The organism is Amycolatopsis nivea (assembly GCF_004522235.1).
GTDB lineage: Bacteria > Actinomycetota > Actinomycetes > Mycobacteriales > Pseudonocardiaceae > Amycolatopsis > Amycolatopsis nivea.
Map to the genome: position 1 here is coordinate 25,717 of NZ_SDLT01000041.1, position 25,544 is coordinate 51,260.

Consider the following 25,544-nt stretch of genomic DNA (forward strand, 5'->3'; position numbering starts at 1 on the left):
GGGACCCGCTGAACGCCTGCCGCTGCGGACTGCGCTCCTTGTCCCAGGAAATCAAGGCGGACGCGGAATCCGACCGCGCCGAACCCAGGACGATCCGGCTCGCCTACCTCGAGATCACCAGTGTCCACGGTCCGAACGGCTGGACGTGCAACACGCACCACAAGGAATTCTGCACCAACAACTTTGACGAACCCGATGCCTCGATCTCGTGCGCGTGCGGCCTCTACGGCCTCGGCGATGCCGCGCAGACAGTCACCGCGGTGTGGTCGCGCACGACCGACAGGGCAACCGGATGGAACACGACGGAACTGACCACCACAAGACACGGACTCACGAAATGCCCGACCAGTACACGCCGGATCAGCTGCTGATGGCCGATCACGGGACCCCAGTTGCGAGGGACCGAACCGCATCGCTGGCATGGCGACGGCTTTACGACGCTCCCGGCTTCGTCCACGAAACCCCCGACCATTGCGGACGAACATGGCGGATGTGGTTCGCCGACGCCGGCACGTCCCGCGACCCGCATCCCCGAGGATGGCGACTAGCCCCGCTCGCCGCGCTCGATCAGATCGCCTTCGTTCCGCACACCGGAGACGGCCGGGAATTCGACGCCGCCGCCGCGCTGATCAACGCGGACGCGCGCGACCGTGCGAGACCACCGCGGCGCGCCGGAGCGCGTCCCTCGACCGAAGCACGAATCCAACTGCTCAACGAAGCCGCACCGACCAGTCTGCACCGGCACCTCCCGGGCCGACAGCACGCCTCAGGCGTCGCGGTGACCCTGCACCTGGACACCGGCGACCTGACCGCGTGCATCGCCGAAGGAGACCTGCCGGACCGGACCGCCTGGTGGGCGATCCCGTGCGTGACCACCGCCGCCGCGAACCGCGCACTGCACGAGATCGCCGGCCTGGCACCACCGCTGCTCGCCGCTGACCCCGCAGAGCCGTACCAGGTCCGCGGCCCGGGCGAGCTGGCCCGCCGCCGGATCCGCGAGCACCTCGCGTCGGCTTTCTCCGACGACGACCTGGTGCTCGGCATGTACGCCGGCGACTGGTTCGAGAAAGACCCCGCATCCTCCGGAATCACCGCCGCAACCCGCAACGACGAGCTGACCGCGTGGGTCGCTGCCTACGAAGAAAACGTCGCTTCCGGACGCTGGCGGAGGTTCTTCCCACAGGGCTTGGACATCGGCGGGTGTCGGCACGTGGTGCTGCGCGGCACCCTACAGTGGGCCCGCACGCACCGGGACCTATTGCGCGAAGGGTCGCGCGCACCGCGACACCAGCCGTCGCGGGATCGCACCGAGGACCGGCTGCCGTGATGCCGACCCGTATCCCTGAGCGGCAGAGCCGTAACGAACAAATGGCGCAGGACTACCGGGACGGCAAAACGATCACGTGGATCGCCGCCGCCTACGGGCTGTCGCTGAGCTGGACCGGCCGGATCCTCCGGCAGCAGGGCATCGCCATGCCTCCTGTGCGACAAGGGGTGAAACGCAAACTCAACGTCGCGCAAGTCGTCCGCGACTATCAGCACGGAGCCACCATCCAGACCGTTGCGGATACCCACCACGCCTCCTACGGCACGATCCGCCGACTGCTCCTGCGCGAAAAAGTCGCCATCCGGCCCCACGGCGGACAAAACGCAATCACCCCGGCGGCACGGTGCCAGCCGCCTCCGCCGGTCGCAGGCGGCGAAACCGGTAAGCCGCACCGCCGCGGGACCGGCCCGCGCAAGTCCGACGTCGACAGCAGCGCAAGAACATGGACATATTCGTGACGAAGAGCCACAACACATCTCAGCCATCGCCGCGGCACCTGTTGCTCGGCGCCGTCCTGCACGCACAACGCAGCACGACCAGGATGACTCTGCGCGAGGTAGGGAACTTGATCCACAAACACCACGCGCAAATCGCGCAGTGGGAACTCGGCGTCCGCAAGCCCGACGCCGAGCACGTGGGAGGAATCCTGTGCGCCCTGCGCATCTGCCCAGACGACCATGCCTACATCTCCAGCCTCGCAAGGACCACCGACCCCAGCGTGGTCATCCTCCAACCGGCACACCACCGCCACCATGCCGAGGCACGAAAACACTTCAACCAACTCGCCAGGTCCTTCGTGGACTACCATCCCACGCTGATACCCGCGTCTGTGTGGACATCCGACTACGCACGCGCCGTCCTGAAAGACCACGGCGCCACCCCCGGAGAGATCGGGGAGTTCGTCAACGCCCAGGCGGCACAGCGACGGCTTCTGCAGACCCCGACCACGCAATCGCGCAGGAAACAAGTCGAGATCTTCATCGGCGAACCCGCCCTGTCCGGCCCCGCCCCGGCACCGGACATCATCCTCGGCCAGCTCCGATTCCTGCGCGCACTGGGAAACGCGAACCCCATGGTCAGGGTGCGCGTCCTTTCACCGGAAATCTGCGCCCGCCCGACGCTGGGGCACCCGTTCACCTGCTACGAGACATCCGCCGGCCCGGTCGCCTACTTCGCGCACCACAGCGCCGGCGTCTTCGCCCCCGACCACGGAGCCTACCGACGACTGACCGCAGACCTGCGCCTGCTCGCACTGTCCACAAACGACTCTCGGCAGGCGATCAACGACCGCATCCAGGAACTCGACACACCCTCCCCGGCGACAGAACCTCCCTGCACGCCCGCGGCGAGCGAGGCCCGCTCATGACACCCCGCTCCGCCGTCGGTGACACGGGCACACCGGATGCTGCTGGCGAACCGGTCGAGACAGCGGGAGCGTTCGTGCGCAGGCACCGGCAGGCGTTAAACCTGAGCATCGACGACCTCGCCGGCCGCTCCGGAATCAGCGCTTCCACCATCGGGATCCTCGAACGGGGTCGCACCCCACTGCGATCGCTGTGGACCACGGCCGCCTTGGCCTATGCCCTGAAAGCCGACCCGTACTCGCTCGTGATCGCCGCAGGCCGCGGTTTCCCGCCAGCTTCGCACTCAGACCGCGGCCGGGAACACCGCCCCACGACCGTGGCCGACATCGCGAGCCCGCGCCGATCCGCGGTCTGCTTCGGCGAAGTGCTCTACCTGTGGCGCACCAAGCACCATCGCACTCTGACCCACGTCGCCCGACTGTCGGACACCGACCGCTTACGGCTGTCACGAATCGAACGCATGACGGCCGCGCCGTCAATCCCCACCGTCGTGAAGATCGCCGACGCCCTGGACCTGCCGCGCACGGAGCTGCTGATCGTGGCCATGTGCGACCAGCTCCGCCGTGACCGGTACGCCCACGAAGGCAAGGCCTACACACCCCACGTGCGCGACCCGTACACCCGATCCGTGTGACGGCGGCACCAAACCCAAGCGCATCGCCGCCGGCCAAGGCACGCCGGGACCCTTGCGGACAACCGGAATCCTGTCCGCAGACTCGGTCTGTCTGGGCGGCCCGCCGACGCGCATTGCAGCACACGCGGATCCCGGGACCAGCGCAGCTGCCCGTCGCGGGCCCTCAACGTCAAGCTCGTCTACATCGCCGAAACCCTCGCCGACCCCACATCGACCTCCTGTCCGAGCACGGCGACTATAGGCTCGCACGACCGAATTCGAAGCATATCGCTCGATTGTGGTGTGCCTGCCACGCCTGCCAGGCTCGCCAGCCGCTCATCGACCTACACGGCCAGGAGGATCGGCCAGCGCCTGACCGGCGGTGGAATAGATCTCCAGGCGCCTTCGAGCCCGGACAGCTGCACTGGTCGCAACGCCGCCGACGAAGCAACAACGCGCACCCAAGTCCCCTCCTCTGCCCCGCTCTTTGCCTCGACCAGCAAGGTCAGCCCCGCCGAGCCGAAGAACGTCACCTCCTGTAAATCGATCACACGCGGTGCCGGACGCTCAGCCAGCGCCGCAGGAACGCTGCCTTGAGCTGCGGCATCGTCACATTGTCAACGTCGCCCGACACGCGCAGCAGCACAGCCCCCTCGATCCTCTCCAAGACAACTGGCATGTCGAACTTCGCCTCCGCCGGCCGGTCGTTGGGGAACGTCATCGGCCACAAAATGGCCTTCCGGGCAGCCATCCGCGACTAGAGCCGTCCTGGCGCGCCTACTGCCAGCGCCAATTGCCGGTGAGGCGGAAGACCGGACTTGCGGCGCGACTCCGGCACCGACCTGCTCGCGCCTCGCCTGAAGCCAGTAAAACTGAGCAAGGCCGTGAATATGACTGACAAGGCCCGTCGGGCGAACGGCGCGCCAACACATTCGCAGAAATGGCCCGCAAGGCGATTTAACTGTGGAAGCAGAACCTGCTCACCCTGATCCCAATGGCCCTCGTTCAGGACGAGTGGGAGCGGTGTGCTTGGCGGAGGACGGCGACAGCTTCGTCGCGCCAGGCTCGTGCGCTCGCCATCGTTTTCGTGAAGGGAGGGCTGATGTGGATGTGGCCTCGGCCGAGGGTGAATGTCGCGGGGACGCCGGCGTCGTTGAGGCGTTGTGCGTATGCTTCGCCGTCGTCGCGCAGTGGGTCGTATTCGGCGGACATGATGTGTGCCGGCGGCAATCCGGAGAGGTCGGGGGCCAGGAGCGGCGAGACGTACGGCGCGTTGATTTCCTCGGGGGACGGCAGGTAGTAGTCGAGCAGCCTCGTGATGTCGGCTGTGGTGAGGCCGTACCCGGTGCCGTTGGACCGGTGGGACGGCAAGCTGCCGGTGAGGTCGACGCACGGCACTTCGAGCAGTTGGAAGGCGATCCGCGGGCCGCCCTCGTCGCGCACCTTCAAGGTCAGTGCCGCGGCGAGGTTGGCGCCTGCGGAGCCGCCGCCGACGGTGATGAGGTCGGGGCGGATTCCGATTTCCTCGGCGTGCTCGGCGGTCCAGAGCAGTGCGGCGTAGCAGTCGTTGAGTTCGGTGGGGTATTTGTGTTCCGGTGCTTTGCGGTAGTCGACGGCGATGACGACGCACCCGGCGCCTGCGGCGCGTTCTTGTCCCAGGATGTCGATGAAGGGGTTCTTGGCGCTGCCGCCGATCCAGCCGCCGCCGTGGAGGTACAGGTGGGCGGGCAGGCGAGTGTCGGCGATGGGCCGGTGGATCACGAGGTCGACGGTTCCGCCGTCGACCGGGATGGTGACCTCGCGGCGTTCCTTGATCGGGGGCCCGGGTTGTGCGAGCTGCTGGGCGAGAGCGGCTGCTTGGGCCGCTTCTTTCGCGCGGAAGGCGGGGAAGTCGATCTGCTCCGGCAGCGGTTCGAGCGAGAGGAGCAGGGATTCAGCGAAGGGATCGAGCGGCATCGTGCCTCCTGGTCTCGAGCAGTGACAGGCGGTCCCGGACCGGGTTGACCGGGGTGAGGGATCCGTTGGCGCAGCGGACGCGGACGGGGTCGGACAGTTCGCCGGCGAACCGGCCCTCGCGGCGCTCGACGAAACCGAGGAGGCACCAGGAGCCGGCTGCGTCCTGCACGAGCCGGGGGGCGTACAGGTTGGGCACCGGCACCGGCCGGGCCAGCGACAGGTCCCACGGGCCGGTGACCGAGGCGCCGGGCACCGTCCACAGCAGCTGGTCGGCGTCGTCGCGTTCGGACAGGTTGCTGCAGAACAACAGCAGCGGCTGGCCGTCGACGACGGCGGCCTGGGGGACCTCGAGGTGGCCGAACCCGGCCGGTTCGGTCAACGGCGGACCGACGTCCCAGTGCAGCAGGTCTGCCGAGCGGGCGTGCCCGACGACGCCGCGGCTGCCCGGCGGGGCGTCCTTGGCGTGCGCGGTGACGAGCATGTGCCAGCCGTCTCCGGCGGGGTCGGGGAAGACCCAGGGGTCGCGCCAGGCCTCGCCGGCCCAGTCGCTCGCGTCGTGGTCCTCGTACCAGGCCGGGTCTGGTTCGACCAGCGGTCTGTTTCCGTGGCGGTGCCAGGTTTCCAGATCGTCGGAGATCGCCAGCCCGATGCGCTGCACGGCACGGTCGCGGGACTGGGTGACGCCGGTGTAGAAGAGGTACCACCGCTGGTCCGGTCCGCGGACGACGTTGCCGGTCCAGGTGGCGAGGTCGTCCCAGGCGGGTCCGTCGGACGGGACGAGTGCGTCGGCGCGCAGGTCCCAGGTGCGCAGGTCGTCGGACACGGCGTGGCCGATCGAGGCGCGCCGGTGGCGGCGCTCGGGATCGAGCAGGGCGCGAGAGGCGCGGAGGAAGAACGCGTGATGGCGTTCGTCGTCGTCGCGCGTGTACCAGCTGTCCCAGATCCACGAATCAGGCAGGCGCAGCATCGCAGTTCTCCTAGATTAATCGATTTAGCACAGGGGTGCGTGAGATCGGCAAGCGGCGGGCGGCGCAGCTCAGCCTGCCGGAGGGGCTACGGAGGAGCGTTCGCGCAGCGGCATCGGCACCCAGCGGATGCCTGGTTCGGGGTTCGCGTCGAGCACGAGCTCGGCCGCGAGCTGGCCCATTGCCTCATGGGGCAGCGCGGCGGTCGTGAGCCCGGGGCGCAACGCTTCGGCGATCGGGTCGTCGTCGAAGGACACGACCGAGAGATCGGCGGGGATGCTCAGCCCGGCTTCGCTGGCCGCGTTGTACGCGCCCACGGCGAGCCGGTCGTTCATGCAGATGACTGCCGTGGGGCGGTTGGGGCGGCGCAGCAGGGCGGTCATGCCGTCGAAGCCGCCGGGAACGTCCCAGTCCTCGGTGTACTCCGATGCGGCGAGCCGGTGGCCGTGATCCGCCAGCGCTTTCCGGATACCCTGCATGCGAAGTTTCGCCGCGAGGGACAGGTGAGCATCGCGTTCGTACGCCTCGTTGCGCCCGAGGACCGCCACGTTCCGGTGTCCCCGATCGAGGACTGCCGAGGTCACGGCGTAGGCCGCTTCCTCTTCGGCGGGCAGGACAGCGGGGAGTCGGCGGTTGCTGGTGGCGTTGAGCAGTACGGTCGGCAGCGTGAGCAGCTGGGGCGGCACGGTGATCCGCCTGCTGGACATCGCCGCGTAGATGACGCCGTCGACCTGCCGGTGCAGCATCGCGTCGATCGCGTCGCGCTCGATGTCGGGATCGCCCTGGGTTTCGGTGATCAGCACGACGTGGTCCCGTTCGCGGGCGGCGTTGAGGGCGCCGCGGATCATCGCGCCCGCGAAGCGCGTGGTGACCACCGTGTCCGAGATCAGCGCGATGGTCGCGGTCTTGTTCAGCCGCAGGCTGCGGGCCGCGGGATTGGGCCGGTAGCCGAGCTCTTTGGCCGCCGCGAGCACGCGCTGCCTCGCGTCCTCGGAGAGCCGGGTGCCCTCGCGTCCGTTGAGCACCCGCGAGGCCGCGGTGGTGGACAGCCCGGCCCGCTCGGCCACGTCCGCCAGCGTCACCCTTCGCTGAGCCATGCACCTCTCCGCCCTTGTCGTGCCCCGAGGTCGTGAATCCCGCACATCCTACGCGGGGTTGACATCCCGGTTCCCGACACGCATCCTTCTGCTAAATCCATTGCGCAAACCGTATCACGGCCCGCTACCGCGGGGCAGCAGCAAAAACGAAGGACTTTCATGGCCGCGAAGAAGTGGTCGATCGCAGTGCATGGCCGCCCGCCGGGAAGGCGGGCCGGGGCGGCTCGCCGCCGTCCGTCCATTGCGGACGGTCGTGTCTTCGTGTCGCGCGGCTCGTCCTTCCTCCGCCGTTGTCCGGTTGCCACCTGCGACCGGCTCGGGCACGACCCGGGGAGCCGGGGCTCAACTGTTTCAGCACCTATCTCGATGTGGAGATGACTGTGTCTGGTCTTCTGTCCCAAGGCGGGCGCCGAGTCCGCCGAACCCGGCTGGCCGCGGTCGCCTTGACCGCCGCCGTGGCACTGGCCACCGCTGCCTGCGGGGGAGGCGGGTCGTCGGCGAGCGGCAGTGCGGCAAGCGGCGAGCTCGTCTTCGGTTCCCCGCTGTCGCCGCCGAGCCTGAACCCGGCCGTCGGCGATCCTGCTTACGACGCCTTCTACCAGTGGGCTTACGACCCGCTCGTGGTGATGCAGCCAGACGGCACGTTCGGCCCCGGGCTGGCGGTCAAGTGGGGCTATGTCGGCGAAGGCAACCGCACCTACGAACTCACGCTGCGGGACGGGGTCAAGTTCAGCGACGGCACTGTGCTCGACGCGCAGGCGCTGAAGACCTTTCTGGACTACGAGCGGACCCAGAAGACCGGCTCCACGGCCCAACTGCTGGCCAATGTCTCCTCGGTCGAGGTGACCGGACCGCGGACGGTGCGGCTCAGCCTGAGCAAGTCCGACCCCAGCCTGACCTTCAACTTCGCGCAGGCGTTCGGGGCCGGGAACATCGCGAGCCCGAAGGCGGTGGCCGCTCCCGCGGCGCTCGACAAGGGCACCGCCGGCGCCGGCCCGTACATGCTGGACGCGGCGCGGACCGTGGCGGGGGACCACTACACGTTCGTGCCGAACCCGAACTATTGGAACAAGGGCCGCCAGCACTGGAAAACGGTGACGATCCGGGTCATTCCCAACCCGTCGTCGATGATCCAGGCGATGCGGGCCGGCCAGGTCCAGGCCGCCTTGGGCGACCCGACGACGTTGCAGGCCGCGAAGGGCGCCGGGCTCACCGTGCTGGCCCCGCCGCAGGCGATGACCGGGCTCAACCTGGCTGACCGGGCGGGAACGCTGGCCAAGCCGCTGAGCGACGTGCGGGTGCGGCAGGCGTTGAACTACGCGGTCGACCGCAAGGCGATCGCCAAGGCCCTCTACGGCGACGAGAACCTCACGATCAGCCAGTACGCCCTGCCCGGCCAGGCCGGCTACGACCCTTCGCTGAACAACACCTACCCCTACGACCCGGACCGGGCCAAGCAGTTGCTCGCCGAAGCCGGGTACGCCAACGGGTTCACGTTGCCGGTCGTGGATTCCACGCTCGTCGGGCTCGACAAGATGGTGCAGGCGGTCGGCGGCCAGTTGGAGAAGGTCGGCGTCAAGCTGCAGGTGACCACGAAGGCGACGGCCAACGACTTCTTCGTCGCGCTGCAGTCGGGACAGTTCCCGGCGACCGCCATTCCGTACGGGCTGGCGAACATGGCCTCGCTGTACGTCGGGTTCGTCAACCCGAAGGGACCGTTCAACCCGTTCCACACGGCCGATCCGAAGCTGGACGCGTTGTATCAGCAGTACTTCGCGGCCAACGCGCAGAAGGGCGCCGCGCTGGAAAAGCAGATCAACGCCTACCTGGTGCAGCAGGCCTGGACGCTGCCGGTGGTGGGTGCGCCGCTGAGCTACTACCTGGCCAAGGGCGTCACCGGTCTCGACGCGACGGCGGCGAATTCCGGCGTCCCGTGGCTGACCGAGCTGCGGCCGGGCGCCTGAGGCGGCCATGATGCTGAAACTCGTCGCACGCCGGCTGGCGTGGTCGGTGCCATTGGCTCTCGTGGCCTCCGTGGTCTCGTTCGTCCTGGTGGCGCTGCTGCCCGGCGATGCCGCCCGCTCGCTGCTGGGCCCGAACGCGACCCCGGAGCAACTGGACGCGGCCCGCCAGCAGCTGGGCCTGGACCAGCCGTTGTGGGTCCAGTACGGGAAATGGCTGTCCGGAGCCGTGCGGGGCGACCTCGGCAGCTCGCTGATCAACCGGCAGCCGGTGGCCGAGCAGCTGAACGACCGGCTCGGCCCGTCGCTGTCGCTGATCATCGGCGCGGTGCTGGTCGCCACGCTGGTGGGCGTCCTGCTCGGCGTGCGGGCCGCCCGCCGGGGCGCGCTGGGGAGGATCGTGCAGACCGGGGCCATCGTCGGGCTCGCGTTGCCGGACTTCTGGCTGGGCCTGATGCTGGTCGTGCTGTTCGCGGTCAAGCTGGCGGTGTTCCCGCCCACCGGCTACGTCCCGCTCGGCGAGAATCCGGCGGGATGGCTGAATTCGCTGGTGCTGCCGGTCGTCACGCTCGCGGTCCCGGCTACCGCGGTGATCGCCAAACAGACCCGGGACGCCGTCGCGAGCGCGCTGGACCAGACGTTCGTGCGGACCTTGCGCGCCGCGGGCGTGACGGAGTTCTCAGTGGTCTACCGGCACGCGCTGAAGAACGCCGCCATCCCCGTGCTGACCGTGATCGGAATGGTGTTCGTCGGCGCGCTCGGCGGAACGGTCGCCGTCGAGTTCATCTTCGCCATCCCCGGACTCGGCGGCACCGCCGTCCAAGCGACCTCCGCGCACGACCTGCCCCTGATCCAGGGCGTCGTCGTGTATTTCACGCTCATCGTCATCGCGGTCAACCTGCTCGTCGACGTGGCCTATGGCTACCTGAACCCGAGGACCCGCCGGTCATGACCACCACCCTCACCATGGACGTCCGCCCTGCCTCCTCCGGAGCGGGCCCGCACTGGCTGCGGCGCGCGCTGCGCCACCAGCCGCTGGGCGTGGCAGCGGTCGGCTACCTGATCCTGCTCGTGCTGGCCGGGCTGCTCGCCCCCGCGCTCGCGCCGTACGACCCGCAGGCGCAGGACCTCACCACTGTCCTCAGCGGACCGTCCGCCGCGCATTGGCTGGGCTCCGACAGCCTCGGCCGGGACGTGCTCAGCCGACTGCTGTACGGGATCGATCCTTCGCTGGTGAACACGGTCACCGCGCTGGTGGTGTTCCTGGCGCTCGGCGTCCCCTTCGGCATCCTCGCCGGTTACCGGGGCGGATGGATCGACGCGACGATCAGCCGGATCGCCGAACTGGCCCTCGGCATCCCCGCGATCATCATCGTGCTGGTCGTGCTCGCCGTGTTCTCCTCCAGCCCCACCGCTGCGATGGTGGCCCTCGGAGTGCTCGGCGCGCCCGGCCTGACTCGCGTCACCCGCGGCGTGACTCTCGTGGTCCGTGAGGAGCTTTTCGTCACCGCCGCCCGCGTGGCCGGCGTGCGGCCGTGGCGGATCATGAGCGGCCACGTGCTGCGCCGCACGCTCGGACCAGTGCTGGTGCAGGCGTCGGTGTTCGCCGGCATCAGCCTCGCCTTCCAGGCCGCACTGGCTTTTCTCGGCGTGACGTCCGGGGGCGACCGCCCGAGCTGGGGCGCGATGATCGGCGACGCCTCGACCGTGATCACCACGAACCCCTGGCTGCTCGTCCCCCCTGGTCTGGCGATCGCGTTCACCGTTCTGGCGTTCGGCGTGCTCGGGGACTCCATTCGCGACCTGACATCCGGAGAACCCGCGACCGTCACCAGGCGGACCGCCAAGCAAGCCCGTGATCCGAAGCCGAAGTTGTCTATTGTGGACGCGACGAGCGATGCCCTGCTGAACGTCCGGGGTCTCAACGTCTCCGCTGGGGCAGGCACCGCGCTGGTCAGCGATGCGACCTTCCAGGTTCGGGCCGGCGAGACGGTCGCGCTCGTCGGCGAGTCCGGATGCGGCAAGACGATGACCGCGCTGGCCGTGCTCGGCCTGCTCCCCGCCGCGGTGCGGGCGGACGGCGGGGAAGTGATCTTCGACAGCACCGACCTCGTGGCCGGCGGGCCGAAGGCGTACCGCGCGGTGCGCGGATCCGGCATCGCCTACATCGCCCAGGACGCGCTGGGCAGCCTCGACCCCACGCACACGATCGGCAGCCACCTCAAGGAAGTCATCGGCTGCCACGACCGGCTCTCCGCGCGGGACACCCGCGCCCGGGCCGTCGAGCTGCTCAACCAGGTCAACCTCACCGACACCGACCGCGTGCTCGCCTCCTACCCGCACGAGATCTCCGGCGGCATGGCGCAGCGGGTCAACATCGCGCTGGCGCTCGCCGGACGGCCCAGGCTGGTGATCGCCGACGAGCCGACCACCGCGCTGGACGTGACCGTGCAGGCGGAGATCCTGCGCCTGCTGCGCGAACTCCAGGAAGACACCGGCATGGCGATCCTGCTGATCACCCACGACTGGGGCGTGGTGGCCGACATCGCCGACCGCGCCGTCGTCATGTACGCCGGCGAGGTCGTCGAACAGTCCGATGTGGACACGCTGTTCCGAGCACCCCGGTTCCCTTACAGCGCGGCGCTTTTGGCGGCCGACCCGAACAGCGCGCCGGAGGGCGCGCGCCTGCCCACGCTGCCCGGTCGGGTCCCGCCGCCGGGCTCGTGGCCGTCCGGCTGCCGGTTCGCGGCACGGTGCGCCCACGTCCGCGACGTGTGCACCGCCGGAGAAGTTCCCCTGATCCCCGTCGGCGCTCACGCGGCCACCCGATGCGTCCGGGTCGACGACCTCGTCCAGGAAGGAGCGTTGCCCCAGTGACCGAGATTCCTGTCCTGGATGTCCGCAACGTCCATGTGGAATTCCGGCGGCGCCGCCGGGCCCCGGTGTTCCGGGCGCTCGACGACGTCAGCCTGGTCATCCCGCGCGGCAAGACCGTCGGGCTTGTCGGCGAGTCCGGCTCCGGAAAGTCCACTTTGGCCAAGGCCGTGCTCGGCCTGGTGCCGGTCCAGTCGGGGAGCGTGCACCTGCTCGGCCGGGAAATCACCCATATCGGGACCGCGGAGCGACGCAAGCTCGGACGGGTCCTGCAGGCAGTGTTCCAGGACCCGAACAGCTCGCTGAACCCGTCCTACACCGTCGCGCGGAGCCTCGCCGAACCCTTGCGCGCCCAGGGAACCCGCTCTCGCGCCGAACTCGCCAAGCGCTCCGCCGCCATGCTCGAGGACGTCGGCCTCGACCCCGCCGCGGCGGCCCGGTATCCCCGCGACTTCTCCGGCGGGCAACGGCAGCGCGGACGCTGGACTCCGGACACCCGCAGCGTCGTCTTCTCCGTCAGCAAGGGCGTCACCACCGTCTGCGTGCTGATGGCCGTCGAGCGGGGCCTGATCGAACTCGACGCCGCCGTGGCCAAGTACTGGCCCGAGTTCGCCGACAACGGCAAGGAAACCACGACCGTCCGGCAACTGCTGGCCCACCAAGCGGGTCTCGTCGCCCCCGAGGCGGACTTGACCGCCGACGACCTGCGTGCCTGGCACCCCGTCGTCGACCGGCTTGCCCGCCAGGCCCCTGCTTGGATACCCGGCACCACCTTCGCGTATCACGCGATCACCTTTGGCTGGCTCGCCGGCGAGGTGCTCCGCCGCGCCAGCGGACAGCGGCCGAGCGAATGGCTGCGCGACCACGTGGCCGGGCCCCTGAACCTGGCGATGACCTACGGCGCCGATCTGGCGGACCCGGACTTCTGCCCGATGCTTGAACCCCTGCCGAACACCGAGCCCGCCGAGGCTATCGACGAACTGCTCGCACAGCCGATGGCCGTCCGCGCGATGAGCCTCGGCGGGCTGTTCGACCCGGCCAACATGACCGAGTCGGCCAACGGACCGGACTACCTCACGCCCGAGATCCCCGGAGCCAACCTCGTTGCCAACGCCCGCAGCCTCGCCCGGCTGTACGCCGCGACCGTCGGCGAGGTCGACGGCATCCGCCTGCTGGCACCCGACACCGTGAGCGATGCCGCCGCCGTGCGCTCGAAGGGAAAACCCTTCATCGGCCCCGCCGAGGGCAACCGCTGGGGCACGGGCTTCATGCTTGCCTCGACCCGCCGGGGCATGGCCGGTCCGGGCAGTTTCGGCCACGACGGCCTCGGCGGCCAGCTCGCCTTCGCCCACCCCGAAACCCGGATTGCCTTCGCCTACCAGACCGCCCGGCCCGGCGGCGTACCCGATGACCGCGCCGAAGCCCTGTGCCGCGCCCTGCGCACTTGCCTCTGATTCGACAGGTCGACAGCTCGGATACCCCATCGCCACGAGACAGGAGTAACGCAATGGCGCGTTCCCGTCCCCACTTTTGGATGTCGACGCGAAACTTTCTGCTGGCCGCCTGCTTGATCTTCGGGGTGGTCGCCACCGCATCGCCGGCGTCGGCCACCGGCGCTCTGCCGCCCGTGCAGGGAACGGCGGCGACCGCCGGGGCGACAATCGTCGGGGAGCAGTGGCTCACCCAGCGCACCCTGCAGCTGACGGTCGCGACCGATGCGTTCACCGCGCCGGTGCCGGTGGAGGTGAAGTTCCCGACCGGCTACGACGCGAGCGCGACGCGACACTGGCCGGTCACCTACTACCTGGCCGGCACCACGCACGACCAGACCACCTTCCGCACCGCCTACTACGGCGAGGGCTTGACCGCCTCGTATCCGTCCATTGTGGTCTCCCCGCGCGGAGACAGCGGATACTGGAGCGACTGGTTCAACAACAGCACCGGCGGACCTCCCGAATACGAGACCTTCGTGACCCAGCAGCTGGTGCCGCTGATCGACGCGAACTTCCGCACCATTCCCGACCGCGCGCATCGAATGGTGATGGGCGAGTCGATGGGCGGCTACGGAACCGCCATGTTCGGCGCCCGCCACCCCGACGAGTTCGCCGCCGTCGCGAGCCTTTCCGGCGCCAGCGACAGCAACTGGCCCGCTGGGGCGACGGTGCTGTCGGCCAGCCCGACGCTGCAGGGAGCTCCACCTGACTCGATCTACGGTCCGCTCTCGACCGAGGCGGTGCGCTGGCATGGCCACAACCCCACCGATCTGGCCGAGAACCTGGCCGGCGTCGATGTGCAAATCTTCACCGGCAACGGCGTGCTCGGCACCGCGGAAGGCGAAACGGCGACCGATGGCGGCGGGTGCAGCCTCGAGTCCGGCATCATCCGGCCGGAAAGCGTCAGCCTGCACAACACGCTGCTCGCCCTCGGCATCCCACACGGCTGGCACGACCTGCCCTGGGGCTGCCACAGCCCCACCCTATTCGAGTACGAGATCGCCCAAGCGATCCAGCGCTTCGACACCGTGCTCGCCGACCCGCCGGCACCGCCAGCCACATTCGACTACCGCTCCATCGAGCCAGCTTTCTCCGTATGGGGCTGGTCGGTCAACGCCGATCCGAACCGGGCGCTGGAGTTTCTGGACCTGCACGACGTGAGCGCGAGCGGCCTGACCGTCACCGGAAGCGGCACCACGAGCATCACCACCCCACCGTTGTTCAACGGCAAGGACACGGTGACCGTCACCATCGACGGAACCGCGGCCACTGTGCGACCGGACAAAGCCGGTCGCATCAGGTTCGCCGTCAACCTCGGACCTGCCGACCAGCAACAGCAGTACAACGCCGGCAACGTCACCGATTTCCGCACCTCCGTCGTGACGTTCAGCTGACGCCATCCGCCGCACGGCACTCATGGGAAGGCAGATCCGATCATGAACTCCCTCCATCGAATGGCGTGGAAAGCGATGGCCGTCGGCCTGGCGTTGCTGCTGGCAGTGGTCGCCACCCCCGCGAGCGCGGCCGGGGATGCCAGTCCGACCGAGACCAACGTGACGAACGGCTTGGGCGCCGGCGAACCGGAGACGGCGCTCGATGCCGTGCACCACACCATGGTGACCGCGTTCACCACGACGAACTCGGTCTGCGGAATCGCCCTGTCCGCCGACGGTGGCCAGTCCTGGCAGGTCAGCACGGCCTTTCCCGCTGATCCCGGGCCGACACTGGGAATTCCGTACCACAACTGCTCCGACCCCGTGGCGGCCTCGGGACCAGACGGCACCCTCTACGTCGGTGGCGGATGGTGGGACCAGCCTGCCGGCGCGATCGACTACTACAACATCTACGTGGCGCGCTCGACCGACGGCGGGCGCACGTGGAGCAAAGCAGTGTTCGCCACCGGCGACAGCGACGCGGCGGACATCCTCGCCCTGGGCCGTAACTCCGGGCATTCCGATCGAGCGTTCATGACCGTCGACAGCACCTCCGGCACGGTGTACGTCAGCGCTGTCGACTTCCCGCGCAATCAGCGGTGGGTCGTCGCCTCGCACGACCACGGCGCCAGCTTCGGCAAGCCTCACGCGATCGACTCGGCGGACTACCCGGAGGCGGGCGGCCAGCCGATGGGCGACTACATCCCGTCGGCCGCAGGCGACCGGCTCGGATTCACCTACGTAGCCGCAGCTGTCCCGGGCGTCAACAACTGCCCATGCAACATCTTCGAGACCAGCGGCGACGACGGTGCCACCTGGACGCGGCACTTCACACCGCTGGCCGCGAACTGGGTCGCAGCCGACCCGTCACGCCCGGATCACTTCGCCATCATGAGCGGTTCGGGAACGACCGCCGCCACGTCGACACCCGACTACGTGACGGTCAGCGTGACCCTCGACGGTGGCCAGACCTGGTCCACGCCAACCCTCATCGGACAGGCCCCGCCGAACCCGCGCAGCCAGCCCTGGATGAACTTCTCGGCCCGAGGTGTGCTCGGCGTGGGCTACAAGACGGTGTACGGGACGAGCGTCAACACCGCCCCCTACGACTTCTGGTCGGCTGTCTCCTGCGACGGTGGATTCACCTTCAGCGTTCCGGTGCGGATGAGCCACGACGTATCCTCCGCAGAAGACCTCGGCGGCGACGACTTCTCTTTTGTCGCCCTGGACGCGAAGAACCTTTACGCCGGATGGGGCGACATGCGCACAACTCCCGCCGATCCCACACCCGGGGATCGCTCGGTATACCTCGGCACTGTCCCGCTCAACGCCTACACCACAGCCGACGGCAGCCCACTGATCTGTTCCACGCAGCATTGAACTGGTGGCCTGTCGTCCGTCGAACACGCAGTGGCGGGTGCGCGCATCGCCGTGAGCTGGATCGGCCGGATGTCGGGGCGACCTCGGCTGAGGTCCGGGTCAACGCCGACAGCATCGACACCAAATGCTTCCTGCTCACGCTGCGAATGTCGTTCTCCGGCAAGCAATCCACTGTGACTCCACCTCGCAGCACCCGGAAGCGTCTTCGCAGGGCGTGTCACCGCGTTCACCGAGGAATGGAGCTTCTCTCCCGAAGGCGTCAGTCCTCATTCTGGAGGTCCGTCAAACGCTCTGGCCTAGCCGATATCAATGCCCCAGGGCTCGCCAGAGGCCTGATGCGAGCCGGGACGGCTGACCGGAGCGGCGCTCCAGGCGATCGGCGGTGCCGAACGCCACTGTGCCGGCATTGACGCCGAGCCACCGCAACGGCTCTGGTTCCCATTTCGGCGACTGGTGCCCGACCCACGGCAAAGAACGGATCTCGCTGTCGAGATCGAGAATCTCCGCCGCCAGTGTGCGCCCGGCAAGGTTCGCTGTGGCAACACCGTCGCCCACGTATCCACCCGCTTGAGCGAACCCGGCCCGGCGATCGTAAGAGACAGACGGCAGCCAGTCCCGCGCGATGCCCAGGTTCCCGCCCCACGCATGCGTGAATTCGATTCCCCTGAGCGGCGGGAAGAGTTCGCCGAGGATGCTGCGGAGCATGGCGTGAACACTAGGGTCGTTGTCGAAGCGAGGAGCAACTCTGGAAGCGAAGTGGTAGGGAGCACCGCGCCCGCCGAAGGCGATCCGGCCGTCGGCGGTTCGTTGCCCGTAGATTCGCAGATGGCGCTTGTCGCTGAACGTGGGGCGATCCTGCAGGCCGATCTCCTCCCACACCGCTGCAGGCAGCGGAGCGGTCGCGACCATCAGCGAGTACATCGGCAAAATGTCCCGTCGTGCGCCGGCGAGCCGCGCCGTGTACCCCTCGGTCGCCCGCACCACGACTTCAGCGGTCACGCGTGCCCGTTCGGTCTCGAGTCGGCGGGATTCAACCCCAACGACGCGAGTGCCCTCATAAATCTGCACGCCGGCGGCGCGCGCGGCGTCCGCCAGACCGCGGACCAGCTTCGCCGGCTGCAACGCCGCGCAGTGCGGTGTGAAGGTCGCACCGCGGGCGTCGGCCATGCGTATCTGATCGACGAGTTCGCGCGGCTCGATCAGCCGCATGTGATCGGCGCCGAACCCCCACTCGCGCCAACCGGCCACCTCGTTGCGCGCTCTCGTCCACTGCGCCGCGTTTCGCGCGACGGAAAGGTACCCGCCAGCTCGGAAATCGCAGTCGATGCTTTCAGCCTCGACGACGTCACGGATCTCCCAGACGGTGTCGTTCATCGCCCGTTGCATTCGGACGGCCGCGGTCCTGGAACTGATGCTCGCCACCTTCCGCATGGTGGCCGGGAAGATCGCCGAGCACCATCCGCCGTTGCGGCCCGAAGCTCCGAACCCGACGAACTCGCTCTCCAGCACTGCGACCCGCAGCGACGGATCGGCCTTGGCGAGGTAATAGGCCGTCCACAAGCCCGTGTACCCGCCGCCGACGATCGCCACGTCGACGTCGAGATCGTGATCGAGAGTCTCTTTGGCACTCCCATCGCCACCTGCGTCGTCGTGCCAAAAGCTAAGACCGGCACCGGCACGACCGTTGTCGTCCACGATGGCTCCTTGGTTTTCGCGTAGTCTTCGGGTTCATCAAGCTGGTTAGATGCCTAAGTCGCGAAGAGTTGTTCCCGCTCCGCAGCTACAGCGAGGGAGGGATGTTCTTCAGCCGCGCTGCTACAGAAATGGCACGGCTTACGAGATGGTCAAGTGCATCGGTCTCGGTGGAACCCAGCGGGTTGTCGTTGTCTGGCCCCGTCACGTGGCCGACTCCATAGGGGTTGCCGTCGGCGAACTTGACCGAATCGGTATAGCCGGGCGAGACAACAACGCCACCGAAGTGATGGATGCTGTTGTACAGGGCCAGCAGCGTCGATTCCTGCCCGCCGTGGGGCGTCTGGGTCGCGACGAAGCCGGCGTAAACCTTGTCCGCCAGTTCTCCGGCTGCCCATTGGGGACCGAGCGTGTCCAAGAACTGCTTGAACTGCCCAGCGACGTTGCCGAACCGAGTCGGTGTACCGAACAGTACGACATCTGCCCAGGTGATATCGGCCGCGGTCGCCGCGTGGTGCCCTCCCGGCGTTCGGTCCTCTTGCGGCCGGAAAGACTCGTTGCTTTCCAGCCAGCCACCTGACGCCGCTTCCGTCACCGGACGCAACCGCGCCTCCGCACCCTGGTCCTCAGCCGCCTTGTACAGGTGCTCGGCCATCGACCTGACAGTGCCGGTCCTCGAGTAGTAGATGATGCTCAGCTTAACAGCAGACATTGAGGTCCTTTCTAGGTAACGCCGGACGAAGCACGGCCGGTTGTCAGGCAGCTCCCCGGCGGCGGTCCGCCAACACGGGGAAATCGGCGCGCATTCGGCGCAGGGCAGTGATGTCGACGTCGGCGACGATGACCTCCTCGCTGTCGCCTGCCATCGCCACGACATCGCCGTTGGCGTCGATGATCTGGCTGCGACCGCCGAGCACAACACCGTTGTCGACGCCGACGAGGTTGCACTGGGCAACCACTGTCTGGTTCTCGATGGCACGCGCGCGACCCAGCGCCGCCCAGTGAGCGATGCGAGCCTCCGGCCATGCCGCCGCGACCAGGTTGAGCTCGACCCCCTGGTCGACGAGCTCCCGATAGAGCTCGGGAAAGCGCAGGTCATAGCAAGTCGACAGGCCGGCACGGACAGTGGCGGATCCAGGCACGGCGAGGTCAAAGGCGCTCGTGCTGGTGCCGGCAGTCAGCAGACGTGGTTCACCGGCGGCGAAACCGAACCGGTGGATCTTGCGGTAGCCGGCGCACTGCGAACCCGACGGATCGAAGACGGGCGCGGTATTCCACAGACGTGGTTCACTGACGCCCGCCTCCCGTTCGATGAACGAACCGCCGTGAAGCCAGATGCGTCGCCGACGCGCCAACGCCGCCAGTTCGCTGCAAAGCGCACCGTCCAGCTCTTCGGCGTGCCGGGCCCAACTGGCGTAGGCGAACCCGCCATGCGCCCAGAGCTCGGGCAGCACGACGAGGCTGGCATCGCCGGCGCTGCAAACGAGGTCAGCTGCTCGCCGCAGCCTTGATGCCACCGGCTCATCTTCGACGTATCGCATCTGGATCACCGCGACGCGCAGGATCTGCGGTCCGGTCGGGCTCGCAGTTGCGGTCATCGCTTGCTGCGGCCCAGCGAATAGCCTGCGGCGAGCGATCCGATGCTCGCCGCGATGACGCTCACCACCGCCGGGCCGGCAACATTGGCCGCGGCGGCCACGCTGACGCCGGCTGCCGCCACGCTGACCACGACCGCCGCCCAGCCTCCGGTGGACCGGCTGCGTTCAGCTCGCGCCTTTCGCGCCACCTTGATCAGATCCAGCGCTTCGTCGGCATCCGCCTGCCGATTCTGAGCAGCCGACGGAACGGCGGCGACCGGGGCACCCGTGTCACCGGCGGGGCTGCTCGTGGCGGGTGCGCCGGCCATGAGCTCGGCAAGGCGCTCGGCGAAGGTGCCGACGATGGCCGTTGCCGCGTCCTCGATGACACCGCGTCCGAACTGAGCCACCTTGCCGGTGATGTTCAAGTCTGTCTCCACCACCACCTTCGAGCCCACCCCGTCCGGCAGCAGGCGTGCGGCGATGCTGGCTGAGACATTTCCTTGCCCGCGGGCATCCCTGCCGGTCGCCTTGATCACCGCACGGTGCGCCGATTCGTCTCGTTCCACGAATTCTGCGGAACCTTTGTACTCTGCCGTGATCGGGCCGACTTTGATCTTGGCCTTGCCTTCGAAGGTGTCGCCGTCCACACCGGTGATCGCCGCACCCGGCAAGCACGGCGCAATTCGCTCGAGGTCCATGAGGACCGGCCATGCCTGTTCCGGCGGAACCGGAAGCTTCAGCTCGTTCATGATCTGCATTGAGGACACCTTTGTCTGGTTAATGCGATGACGTAACTACGGGAGACTTGTGGAGTTACGGCTCGCGCGGCAAGCCGAATCGGAATTCTGGATCCCCAGGCGCGAAATCCCCGCCGTATTGCAGTCGGGATGCCATTTTGCGCACCTTCTTCAGGTATCCGCGCCCCACCGCGAGTTGCCGGCGCTCCCATTCTTTGAGCCGTTGCACCCGACCCTCCGCCGAACCGGCCAGCGCGTCAGTCAGAGTCCAACCGTCGTAGGCAGCCTTGGCGGCACCGGCCGCAGCGTGTGGCCGCGGAGTGATCGCGGCGTCGCCGACAAGAGCAACCCTGCCGTGCACCGTCGATTTGACGTTTGCGTCGCTGACCACCGTGACGAATGGGAGCGGGGAGGCTTTGACGACCTCACGGAACATTGGAGCCAGTGTCTCGCTTCGTCGATGAAGTTCGGAAAGGGTCCGAGGACACAGCGCGTGCGCATGGACCGACACCGGCAGCCGGATCCCGTGGCAATCGCTCATGATCTCGTCGAGTTCCGGACCAGTCGGCACATTCCAATACCACTGGAAGTTCAGCCGCTTGACAACGCCTGGCTCTTCCCCGGGGATGGGGTACGCGATCAAATGCCCATTCGGAAGATGACCGTAGGTGAAGGCGTTGTCGAAGAAATTCCAGGTGGCCTCGGGAAGATCGGCGGGTTCGACCATGCCCCGCCAGGTCACGTAACCGGCGTACTGCGGCGTCACGCCCGTCAAGCGCTGGCGCACAGTCGACATCCCGCCGTCCGCGCCCACGACGAAGCACGCGTTCACGTCACTGCCGTCGGCGAACCGCAGCTGGACCGATTCGCCGTCCTGGGCGAGACCGACCAGGTTCTTGTCGAGGTGGTATCGGTCGGTGCCGAAAAGTTCAAGGAGCCGACGATAGATGCTGTCGTAGCTGGTGAACCGCCACTCGGCCGAGACAGCCCCTCGTTGCTCCCCCGTGATGGCGTCGACGTACTGCATCGTCGACGACGACACACTCACCGCATCGATGTCAGTCGACGCCCGTTCGACCAGGTAGCGGACAAGCTCGGGTTGCACGACGATGCCGTTGCCGAGACCGGAGAGCACACGGCTCGACCGCTCGTAGACGTCCACCGTGAATCCCGCATCGCACAGCAACAGCGCAGTGGTGAGGCCGCCGATCGATCCGCCGATCACAGCGACGTGGGTGATCTCCATTGTACGGTTCCCTCAGTTGCGCAAAGCCATTGCGATCGGCCGCATAGGCGCGCCACTGGCGCCGCGCAGCCGGATCGGTGCCGCGATAAGGCAGAACTCGGTGACACCATCGGCGGCGAGCTCTTCCAGGTTGAGCAGCTCGATCATCGGCACGCCTGACTCGGCCAGGAAGTGACAGTGTCCCGGAAGCCAGTTGTCCTCGTGCTCAGAAGGGCCGACCTCCACGCATTCCTGGTCCGAGCCCACAATCGAAATGCCCTGCGCGGTGAGCCAGCGTGCGGCGTCAAGGCTCACGCCGGGCGGATTGCCCAACGTCTTCGAGCCGTCGGGCCAGTGCGACATCCGCCCGGTCCGGACGAAGGCGACGTCGCCCTCGTTCAGGCTGAGCCCGGTCGCGCCGAGCGCTTTCTCCAGGTCCTCCACGGTGATCGCGTACGAGTCCGGCAAGCACGCCACCTCATGCTGACCGGCGACGTCGAGCAGGACACCGCGGGTGATGACCGGCGGGATCTGTTCGGCTCCTCCCTTGGTCCACGCACGGCTGCCCAGGTTCGACTCGACGTCGAAGTTGTTGTAGATGCGGCCGTCGATACCGAAGTGGTTCAAGGCGTCGATGTGCGTACCGGTGTGGGTGTACATGAAGATGACGTCGCCGGAATAGCACACGTGCCGGTTGACGGACTCGCCGACGCCGTTGAGGTTGTCGACGGCAGTGCCTTGAGGTGTGTGGCTCATGAAGATCTGGTAGCTGGGGTCGCCGGCCCCCTGGAAGCTCGGCATTCCCACGAAATAGTCGATGCTCAGGTCGTACACCCGGCTCGCGTCCGCCCGGGCCAGCACGTCGGCCCGGACGGTCGGGCTGAGCCGGTTCAACGCACCCAATTGGTCGTCGGCTCCCCATTCACTCGTGCCGACGGCGACTCCTGCCTGCTGCCCCATCACAGGTCGCCGATCTCGAAGTCGACCACCGCGCGGTCGGCGAACATGGGCAGCAGCTTCTCGACGACTTCGAGGTGGAACGGGTCGTTCGAGTACCGGTCCAGATCCGTCCACGAGTCGAAGTCGGTGATGAGCGCGCCGTCCCACGGTGCACCGTTTTCGCCTGTGTCCCCCTGGTGGGAGCCGACGGACCAGCCCTTGATCACCGGGAGTTTGCCCGGCAGCTCATTCAGGATGCCGACAATCTTTTCCTGAGAACTTCCGCTGGCGACGCGCCACACGAAGACATGACGAACGGCCACAATGAATTCCTCTCGTTACACTGCATGGGTTCCGTGCTCGGGACTTCAACCAGTCTTATCCGCTGACGCACGGAGTTGTATTGCGTTGACGGACAAGTCAGCTGCGGGGTTTGTGCGTCAGCTGACATCGCATGAAGATGTCCTCCGGCCGCAGCGGCAGGCGATCAGTGTGGGACCCGTCGCCAAGAGCGTCGTCGAACGCACTGGCCACCGCGGCTCCGACCGCAATGATGCCGACTTCGCCCAGGCCCTTCGCGCCGAGCGGATTGTCCGGCGATGGTGCGTCCTCCGTCGTGAAGATGTCGACGTCTGGCATCTCCAGCGCGGCGGGCAGGAGATAGTCCATAAAGGACGTAGCGGTCGGCTGGCCATCGTCCTCGTAAGTGAATTCCTCGTACAGCGCCCCGCCGATGCCTTGGACGGCCGCGCCGATGATCTGGCCGCGAGTCGTCATCGGGTTGATGATGCGTCCCGTCTCCGCGGTCGTGAAGAAGCGCAGGAACTCGTGGCCGCCGGTCTCCGGATCGACCTCGAGTTGTACGAGCGTGACGCCGTACGGGTAGTTCATCAGATTGTTCCGGTAGACCGCGTCCGCACGCAGACCGGGTTGATCGTCGGCGAGGCGTGCGGAGTATGCATCCCAGCGACCGGCGATCTCGAACAAGCTGAGCCGGGAGTCCGCCCCCCTGACTGTCACCGCTCCGTCCGCCAACTGCAGATCGGCTTCATCGACTTCCAGCATGGTGCTGGCGAGTCGCTTCGCCTTCTCTACGACCTCGATCGCCGCCATCCGCGCGGCGCCCCCGGCCAGGACGGTCGACCGGCTCGACCACGAACCGATGCCGTCGGGAACCAGTTCGGTGTCGCTGTGCTCGACGTCGACCAACTGGGGATCGAGCTGGAGTTGCTCCGCGACGATCTGGGCGAGAACGGTTTCGACCCCCTGGCCCACGGAGGACGCGCCGGTGAGCACACGGACCCGACCGACGGGACTGACTTCGACAGAGCCCGTCTCGTAGAGACCGAGCCCTCCCTTGTCCATCAGCACGCCGAAGCCCACGCCGACGTACCGTCCCTCGGCCCGCAACGCAGCCGCCTCGGTGACCCATTCGTCCCAGCCTGCCTCGGACAGAGCGCGATCGAAATGATCGACAACGTCGCCGGAGTCGAAGTGGAAGGGCTCGTGCACGATGTCGATCCCGGGCGTCCACGGCAAATCCTTCGCCCGCAGCAGGTTTCGTCGGCGGATCTCGACCGGGCTGATTCCGACAGCGGCCGCGGCCAGGTCGAGCAGCCGTTCACGGGCGAAGGTCGATTCGTACCGTCCAGGAGCTCGATAGGCGGCCAGCGGCGTCTTGTTGGTGAAGACGGCATGCAGCGTCGCCTCGTAGCTCGGAACGCGGTACGGACCGAACACGATACCGGTCGTGATGTCGCTGACCAGTGGCTCGGTCTGCCGGAAGAACGCGCCGTGGTTGTGGAAGATCTCGTCCCGCATGGCCAGGATCTCACCTGCGCCGTTCAGCGCGAGCCCCATGCGATGCACCTGCTCGCGCGCGTGCGACGTGGCGACCATGTGCTCCTGGCGGTCCTCGACCCATTTGACCGGCCGCCGAAGGCGCCGCGCAGCCCACGCGGCAACGACGTACTCCGGGAAGACATCGCCCTTGACACCGAAGTTTCCGCCGATCTCCACGTGCCGCATGCGGAGACTCGTCTCGGGCATGCCGAGGATGCGCGAGAGAACCCGCATGTTGCCGTGAACGTGGACGGTCCCCCAGATGTAGAGGATGTCGCGACTCGGGTCGGGTTGGACGACAAAGTTGCGGGTTTCCATCGGGACGCCGGAATGCCGGCCGACGGTGTACTCGTGACACACGACGTGGGCGGCCTCGGCGAACGCGCCGTCGACGTCACCGTAAGCCTTCTCGATTCGCGCGCCTTCATTGCCGTACCCGGGGAAGAGGTCGATCTCCGATTCGAGCGAGCTGACCGGATCCAGCAGGACAGGCAGCGGCTCGTAGTCGACGCTGACCAGTTCCGCGGCGTCTTCGGCCAGGTAAGGATCGTCCGCGAACACCGCCGCGACCGGCTGACCGACGTAACGCACCCGATCCACGGCCAGCACCGGCTGGGTGAAGGCCTCGAGGTTCGGATAGATTTCGTGGTAGCCCGCCTCCTCCAGCGGCACGGTGCCGATGCCGGTCAGATCCTCGCCGGTCAGCACGAGGCGGACCCCGGGCTGGCTTCGGGCCTCCTCGACGTCGATCCCGGCGATCCGGGCGTGCGCCTGGGTCGATCGGACGATGCGTAAGTGCAACTGTCCGGTGAGATCGATATCGCCGGCGAAGGTCGCCGACGCGGTCAGGAAACGCTCGTCTTCGCGGCGCCGAACCGGTTTGCCGATCCAGCGTTGGGGGCATCGCTGCACTGGCGGCTGCCCGGTATTGGATGAGTTCGTCGTATCCGGCACCACCTCAGTATCTAGAGGAATGCCGCCGCCTGCGTTTGCAGACAACGACAAATCGGCCCGGCGAATAGACGTCATGTGCAGACGCGCTGCCCCGGGCACGCCACCACAATGG

Annotated in this window: 23 protein-coding genes; 11 read left to right on the forward strand and 12 right to left on the reverse strand. The window is 67.7% G+C overall.

Translation table 11 applies throughout. From position 1 onward, the window contains the following. Window positions 1-38: 38 nt before the first annotated feature. The 5 genes from EIZ44_RS35640 (at window position 39) to EIZ44_RS35660 (ending at window position 3,325) form a co-directional block, all read left to right on the forward strand. Window positions 39-371, forward strand: a complete 333-nt coding sequence (locus EIZ44_RS35640) for a hypothetical protein (RefSeq protein ID WP_037817329.1) — start codon at window positions 39-41, stop codon at window positions 369-371. Continuing rightward, a complete protein-coding gene (locus tag EIZ44_RS35645; RefSeq protein WP_134662603.1) occupies window positions 338-1,327 on the forward strand; it encodes a hypothetical protein in 990 nt (329 codons plus the stop codon). Before EIZ44_RS35640 ends, EIZ44_RS35645 begins: the two co-directional genes overlap by 34 nt. Beyond that, window positions 1,327-1,785 carry a helix-turn-helix domain-containing protein gene (locus EIZ44_RS35650; RefSeq protein ID WP_199817962.1) on the forward strand — a complete coding sequence of 153 codons (459 nt, stop codon included), beginning with the start codon at window positions 1,327-1,329 and terminating at the stop codon, window positions 1,783-1,785. Before EIZ44_RS35645 ends, EIZ44_RS35650 begins: the two co-directional genes overlap by 1 nt. Then, the gene (locus EIZ44_RS35655; RefSeq protein ID WP_037817326.1) at window positions 1,782-2,693 is read left to right on the forward strand and encodes a Scr1 family TA system antitoxin-like transcriptional regulator; all 912 of its coding nucleotides are present in this window, start codon (window positions 1,782-1,784) and stop codon (window positions 2,691-2,693) included. Before EIZ44_RS35650 ends, EIZ44_RS35655 begins: the two co-directional genes overlap by 4 nt. 74 nt (window positions 2,694-2,767) lie before the next feature. After that, window positions 2,768-3,325 (forward strand): transcriptional regulator, encoded by a 558-nt coding sequence (locus tag EIZ44_RS35660; protein ID WP_037817324.1) that lies wholly within the window; start codon window positions 2,768-2,770, stop codon window positions 3,323-3,325. A gap of 526 nt (window positions 3,326-3,851) precedes the next feature. On the opposite strand, the gene EIZ44_RS45800 is transcribed toward EIZ44_RS35660, so the two are convergent. The 4 genes from EIZ44_RS45800 to EIZ44_RS35680 all read right to left on the reverse strand — a co-directional run bounded on the left by EIZ44_RS45800 (window position 3,852) and on the right by EIZ44_RS35680 (window position 7,322). Then, entirely contained in the window at window positions 3,852-4,025 is a 174-nt protein-coding gene (locus tag EIZ44_RS45800; RefSeq protein ID WP_199817961.1) for a hypothetical protein, read from the reverse strand. Between the two features lie 284 nt (window positions 4,026-4,309). Then, window positions 4,310-5,260, reverse strand: a complete 951-nt coding sequence (locus EIZ44_RS35670) for an alpha/beta hydrolase (RefSeq protein ID WP_037817323.1) — start codon at window positions 5,258-5,260, stop codon at window positions 4,310-4,312. Further along, a complete protein-coding gene (locus tag EIZ44_RS35675) occupies window positions 5,238-6,227 on the reverse strand; it encodes a glycoside hydrolase family protein (protein WP_078870641.1) in 990 nt (329 codons plus the stop codon). The genes EIZ44_RS35670 and EIZ44_RS35675 overlap by 23 nt, the downstream gene beginning before the upstream one ends. A 69-nt stretch (window positions 6,228-6,296) precedes the next feature. After that, window positions 6,297-7,322, reverse strand: a complete 1,026-nt coding sequence (locus EIZ44_RS35680; RefSeq protein ID WP_037817322.1) for a LacI family DNA-binding transcriptional regulator — start codon at window positions 7,320-7,322, stop codon at window positions 6,297-6,299. 380 nt (window positions 7,323-7,702) lie between these two features. On the opposite strand from EIZ44_RS35680, the gene EIZ44_RS35685 reads away from it, so the two are divergent. Genes EIZ44_RS35685 through EIZ44_RS35710 form a run of 6 tightly spaced genes read left to right on the forward strand, consistent with a single transcriptional unit; the run spans window position 7,703 to window position 16,463 of the window. Continuing rightward, window positions 7,703-9,286, forward strand: a complete 1,584-nt coding sequence (locus tag EIZ44_RS35685; RefSeq protein WP_158242529.1) for an ABC transporter substrate-binding protein — start codon at window positions 7,703-7,705, stop codon at window positions 9,284-9,286. 10 nt (window positions 9,287-9,296) lie between these two features. Further along, entirely contained in the window at window positions 9,297-10,235 is a 939-nt protein-coding gene (locus EIZ44_RS35690) for an ABC transporter permease (RefSeq protein WP_037817424.1), read from the forward strand. Then, window positions 10,232-12,160 carry a dipeptide/oligopeptide/nickel ABC transporter permease/ATP-binding protein gene (locus tag EIZ44_RS35695; protein WP_051171843.1) on the forward strand — a complete coding sequence of 643 codons (1,929 nt, stop codon included), beginning with the start codon at window positions 10,232-10,234 and terminating at the stop codon, window positions 12,158-12,160. The genes EIZ44_RS35690 and EIZ44_RS35695 overlap by 4 nt, the downstream gene beginning before the upstream one ends. Beyond that, window positions 12,157-13,611, forward strand: coding sequence for a serine hydrolase (locus tag EIZ44_RS35700; RefSeq protein ID WP_240691508.1), 1,455 nt, complete (start codon window positions 12,157-12,159; stop codon window positions 13,609-13,611). The genes EIZ44_RS35695 and EIZ44_RS35700 overlap by 4 nt, the downstream gene beginning before the upstream one ends. After that, a complete protein-coding gene (locus EIZ44_RS35705) occupies window positions 13,602-15,044 on the forward strand; it encodes an alpha/beta hydrolase (RefSeq protein ID WP_134733559.1) in 1,443 nt (480 codons plus the stop codon). Before EIZ44_RS35700 ends, EIZ44_RS35705 begins: the two co-directional genes overlap by 10 nt. Window positions 15,045-15,104: 60 nt before the next feature. Beyond that, window positions 15,105-16,463 carry a sialidase family protein gene (locus tag EIZ44_RS35710; RefSeq protein WP_043829515.1) on the forward strand — a complete coding sequence of 453 codons (1,359 nt, stop codon included), beginning with the start codon at window positions 15,105-15,107 and terminating at the stop codon, window positions 16,461-16,463. A 306-nt stretch (window positions 16,464-16,769) separates the two neighbouring features. On the opposite strand, the gene EIZ44_RS35715 is transcribed toward EIZ44_RS35710, so the two are convergent. The 8 genes from EIZ44_RS35715 to EIZ44_RS35750 all read right to left on the reverse strand — a co-directional run bounded on the left by EIZ44_RS35715 (window position 16,770) and on the right by EIZ44_RS35750 (window position 25,531). Next, the gene (locus EIZ44_RS35715; protein WP_037817315.1) at window positions 16,770-18,158 is read right to left on the reverse strand and encodes an NAD(P)/FAD-dependent oxidoreductase; all 1,389 of its coding nucleotides are present in this window, start codon (window positions 18,156-18,158) and stop codon (window positions 16,770-16,772) included. Between the two features lie 85 nt (window positions 18,159-18,243). After that, entirely contained in the window at window positions 18,244-18,867 is a 624-nt protein-coding gene (locus EIZ44_RS35720) for a flavodoxin family protein (protein ID WP_037817314.1), read from the reverse strand. Window positions 18,868-18,910: 43 nt separating this feature from the next. Next, window positions 18,911-19,753, reverse strand: coding sequence for a carbon-nitrogen family hydrolase (locus EIZ44_RS35725; protein WP_051171846.1), 843 nt, complete (start codon window positions 19,751-19,753; stop codon window positions 18,911-18,913). Continuing rightward, on the reverse strand, window positions 19,750-20,493 hold the full coding sequence (locus EIZ44_RS35730) for an SRPBCC family protein (protein ID WP_037817313.1): 744 nt from the start codon (window positions 20,491-20,493) through the stop codon (window positions 19,750-19,752). The genes EIZ44_RS35725 and EIZ44_RS35730 overlap by 4 nt, the downstream gene beginning before the upstream one ends. A gap of 55 nt (window positions 20,494-20,548) precedes the next feature. Then, a complete protein-coding gene (locus EIZ44_RS35735; RefSeq protein WP_037817312.1) occupies window positions 20,549-21,718 on the reverse strand; it encodes an FAD binding domain-containing protein in 1,170 nt (389 codons plus the stop codon). Window positions 21,719-21,730: 12 nt separating this feature from the next. After that, window positions 21,731-22,657 (reverse strand): cyclase family protein, encoded by a 927-nt coding sequence (locus EIZ44_RS35740; protein WP_037817311.1) that lies wholly within the window; start codon window positions 22,655-22,657, stop codon window positions 21,731-21,733. Continuing rightward, window positions 22,657-22,959 carry a Dabb family protein gene (locus EIZ44_RS35745; RefSeq protein ID WP_200864238.1) on the reverse strand — a complete coding sequence of 101 codons (303 nt, stop codon included), beginning with the start codon at window positions 22,957-22,959 and terminating at the stop codon, window positions 22,657-22,659. Before EIZ44_RS35745 ends, EIZ44_RS35740 begins: the two co-directional genes overlap by 1 nt. 97 nt (window positions 22,960-23,056) lie before the next feature. Next, the gene (locus EIZ44_RS35750) at window positions 23,057-25,531 is read right to left on the reverse strand and encodes a xanthine dehydrogenase family protein molybdopterin-binding subunit (protein WP_200864239.1); all 2,475 of its coding nucleotides are present in this window, start codon (window positions 25,529-25,531) and stop codon (window positions 23,057-23,059) included. Window positions 25,532-25,544: the final 13 nt, after the last annotated feature.

Excerpts from the sequence above, each read along its gene's own strand:
- EIZ44_RS35645 (WP_134662603.1), top strand. The coding sequence starts at position 338 with ATGCCCGACCAGTACACGCCGGATCAGCTGCTGATGGCCGATCACGGG.
- EIZ44_RS35650 (WP_199817962.1), top strand. The coding sequence starts at position 1,327 with ATGCCGACCCGTATCCCTGAGCGGCAGAGCCGTAACGAACAAATGGCG.
- EIZ44_RS45800 (WP_199817961.1), bottom strand. The coding sequence starts at position 4,025 with ATGACGTTCCCCAACGACCGGCCGGCGGAGGCGAAGTTCGACATGCCA.
- EIZ44_RS35670 (WP_037817323.1), bottom strand. The coding sequence starts at position 5,260 with ATGCCGCTCGATCCCTTCGCTGAATCCCTGCTCCTCTCGCTCGAACCG.
- EIZ44_RS35675 (WP_078870641.1), bottom strand. The coding sequence starts at position 6,227 with ATGCTGCGCCTGCCTGATTCGTGGATCTGGGACAGCTGGTACACGCGC.
- EIZ44_RS35680 (WP_037817322.1), bottom strand. The coding sequence starts at position 7,322 with ATGGCTCAGCGAAGGGTGACGCTGGCGGACGTGGCCGAGCGGGCCGGG.
- EIZ44_RS35690 (WP_037817424.1), top strand. The coding sequence starts at position 9,297 with ATGCTGAAACTCGTCGCACGCCGGCTGGCGTGGTCGGTGCCATTGGCT.
- EIZ44_RS35695 (WP_051171843.1), top strand. The coding sequence starts at position 10,232 with ATGACCACCACCCTCACCATGGACGTCCGCCCTGCCTCCTCCGGAGCG.
- EIZ44_RS35710 (WP_043829515.1), top strand. The coding sequence starts at position 15,105 with ATGGCGTGGAAAGCGATGGCCGTCGGCCTGGCGTTGCTGCTGGCAGTG.
- EIZ44_RS35720 (WP_037817314.1), bottom strand. The coding sequence starts at position 18,867 with ATGTCTGCTGTTAAGCTGAGCATCATCTACTACTCGAGGACCGGCACT.
- EIZ44_RS35725 (WP_051171846.1), bottom strand. The coding sequence starts at position 19,753 with ATGACCGCAACTGCGAGCCCGACCGGACCGCAGATCCTGCGCGTCGCG.
- EIZ44_RS35730 (WP_037817313.1), bottom strand. The coding sequence starts at position 20,493 with ATGCAGATCATGAACGAGCTGAAGCTTCCGGTTCCGCCGGAACAGGCA.
- EIZ44_RS35735 (WP_037817312.1), bottom strand. The coding sequence starts at position 21,718 with ATGGAGATCACCCACGTCGCTGTGATCGGCGGATCGATCGGCGGCCTC.
- EIZ44_RS35740 (WP_037817311.1), bottom strand. The coding sequence starts at position 22,657 with ATGGGGCAGCAGGCAGGAGTCGCCGTCGGCACGAGTGAATGGGGAGCC.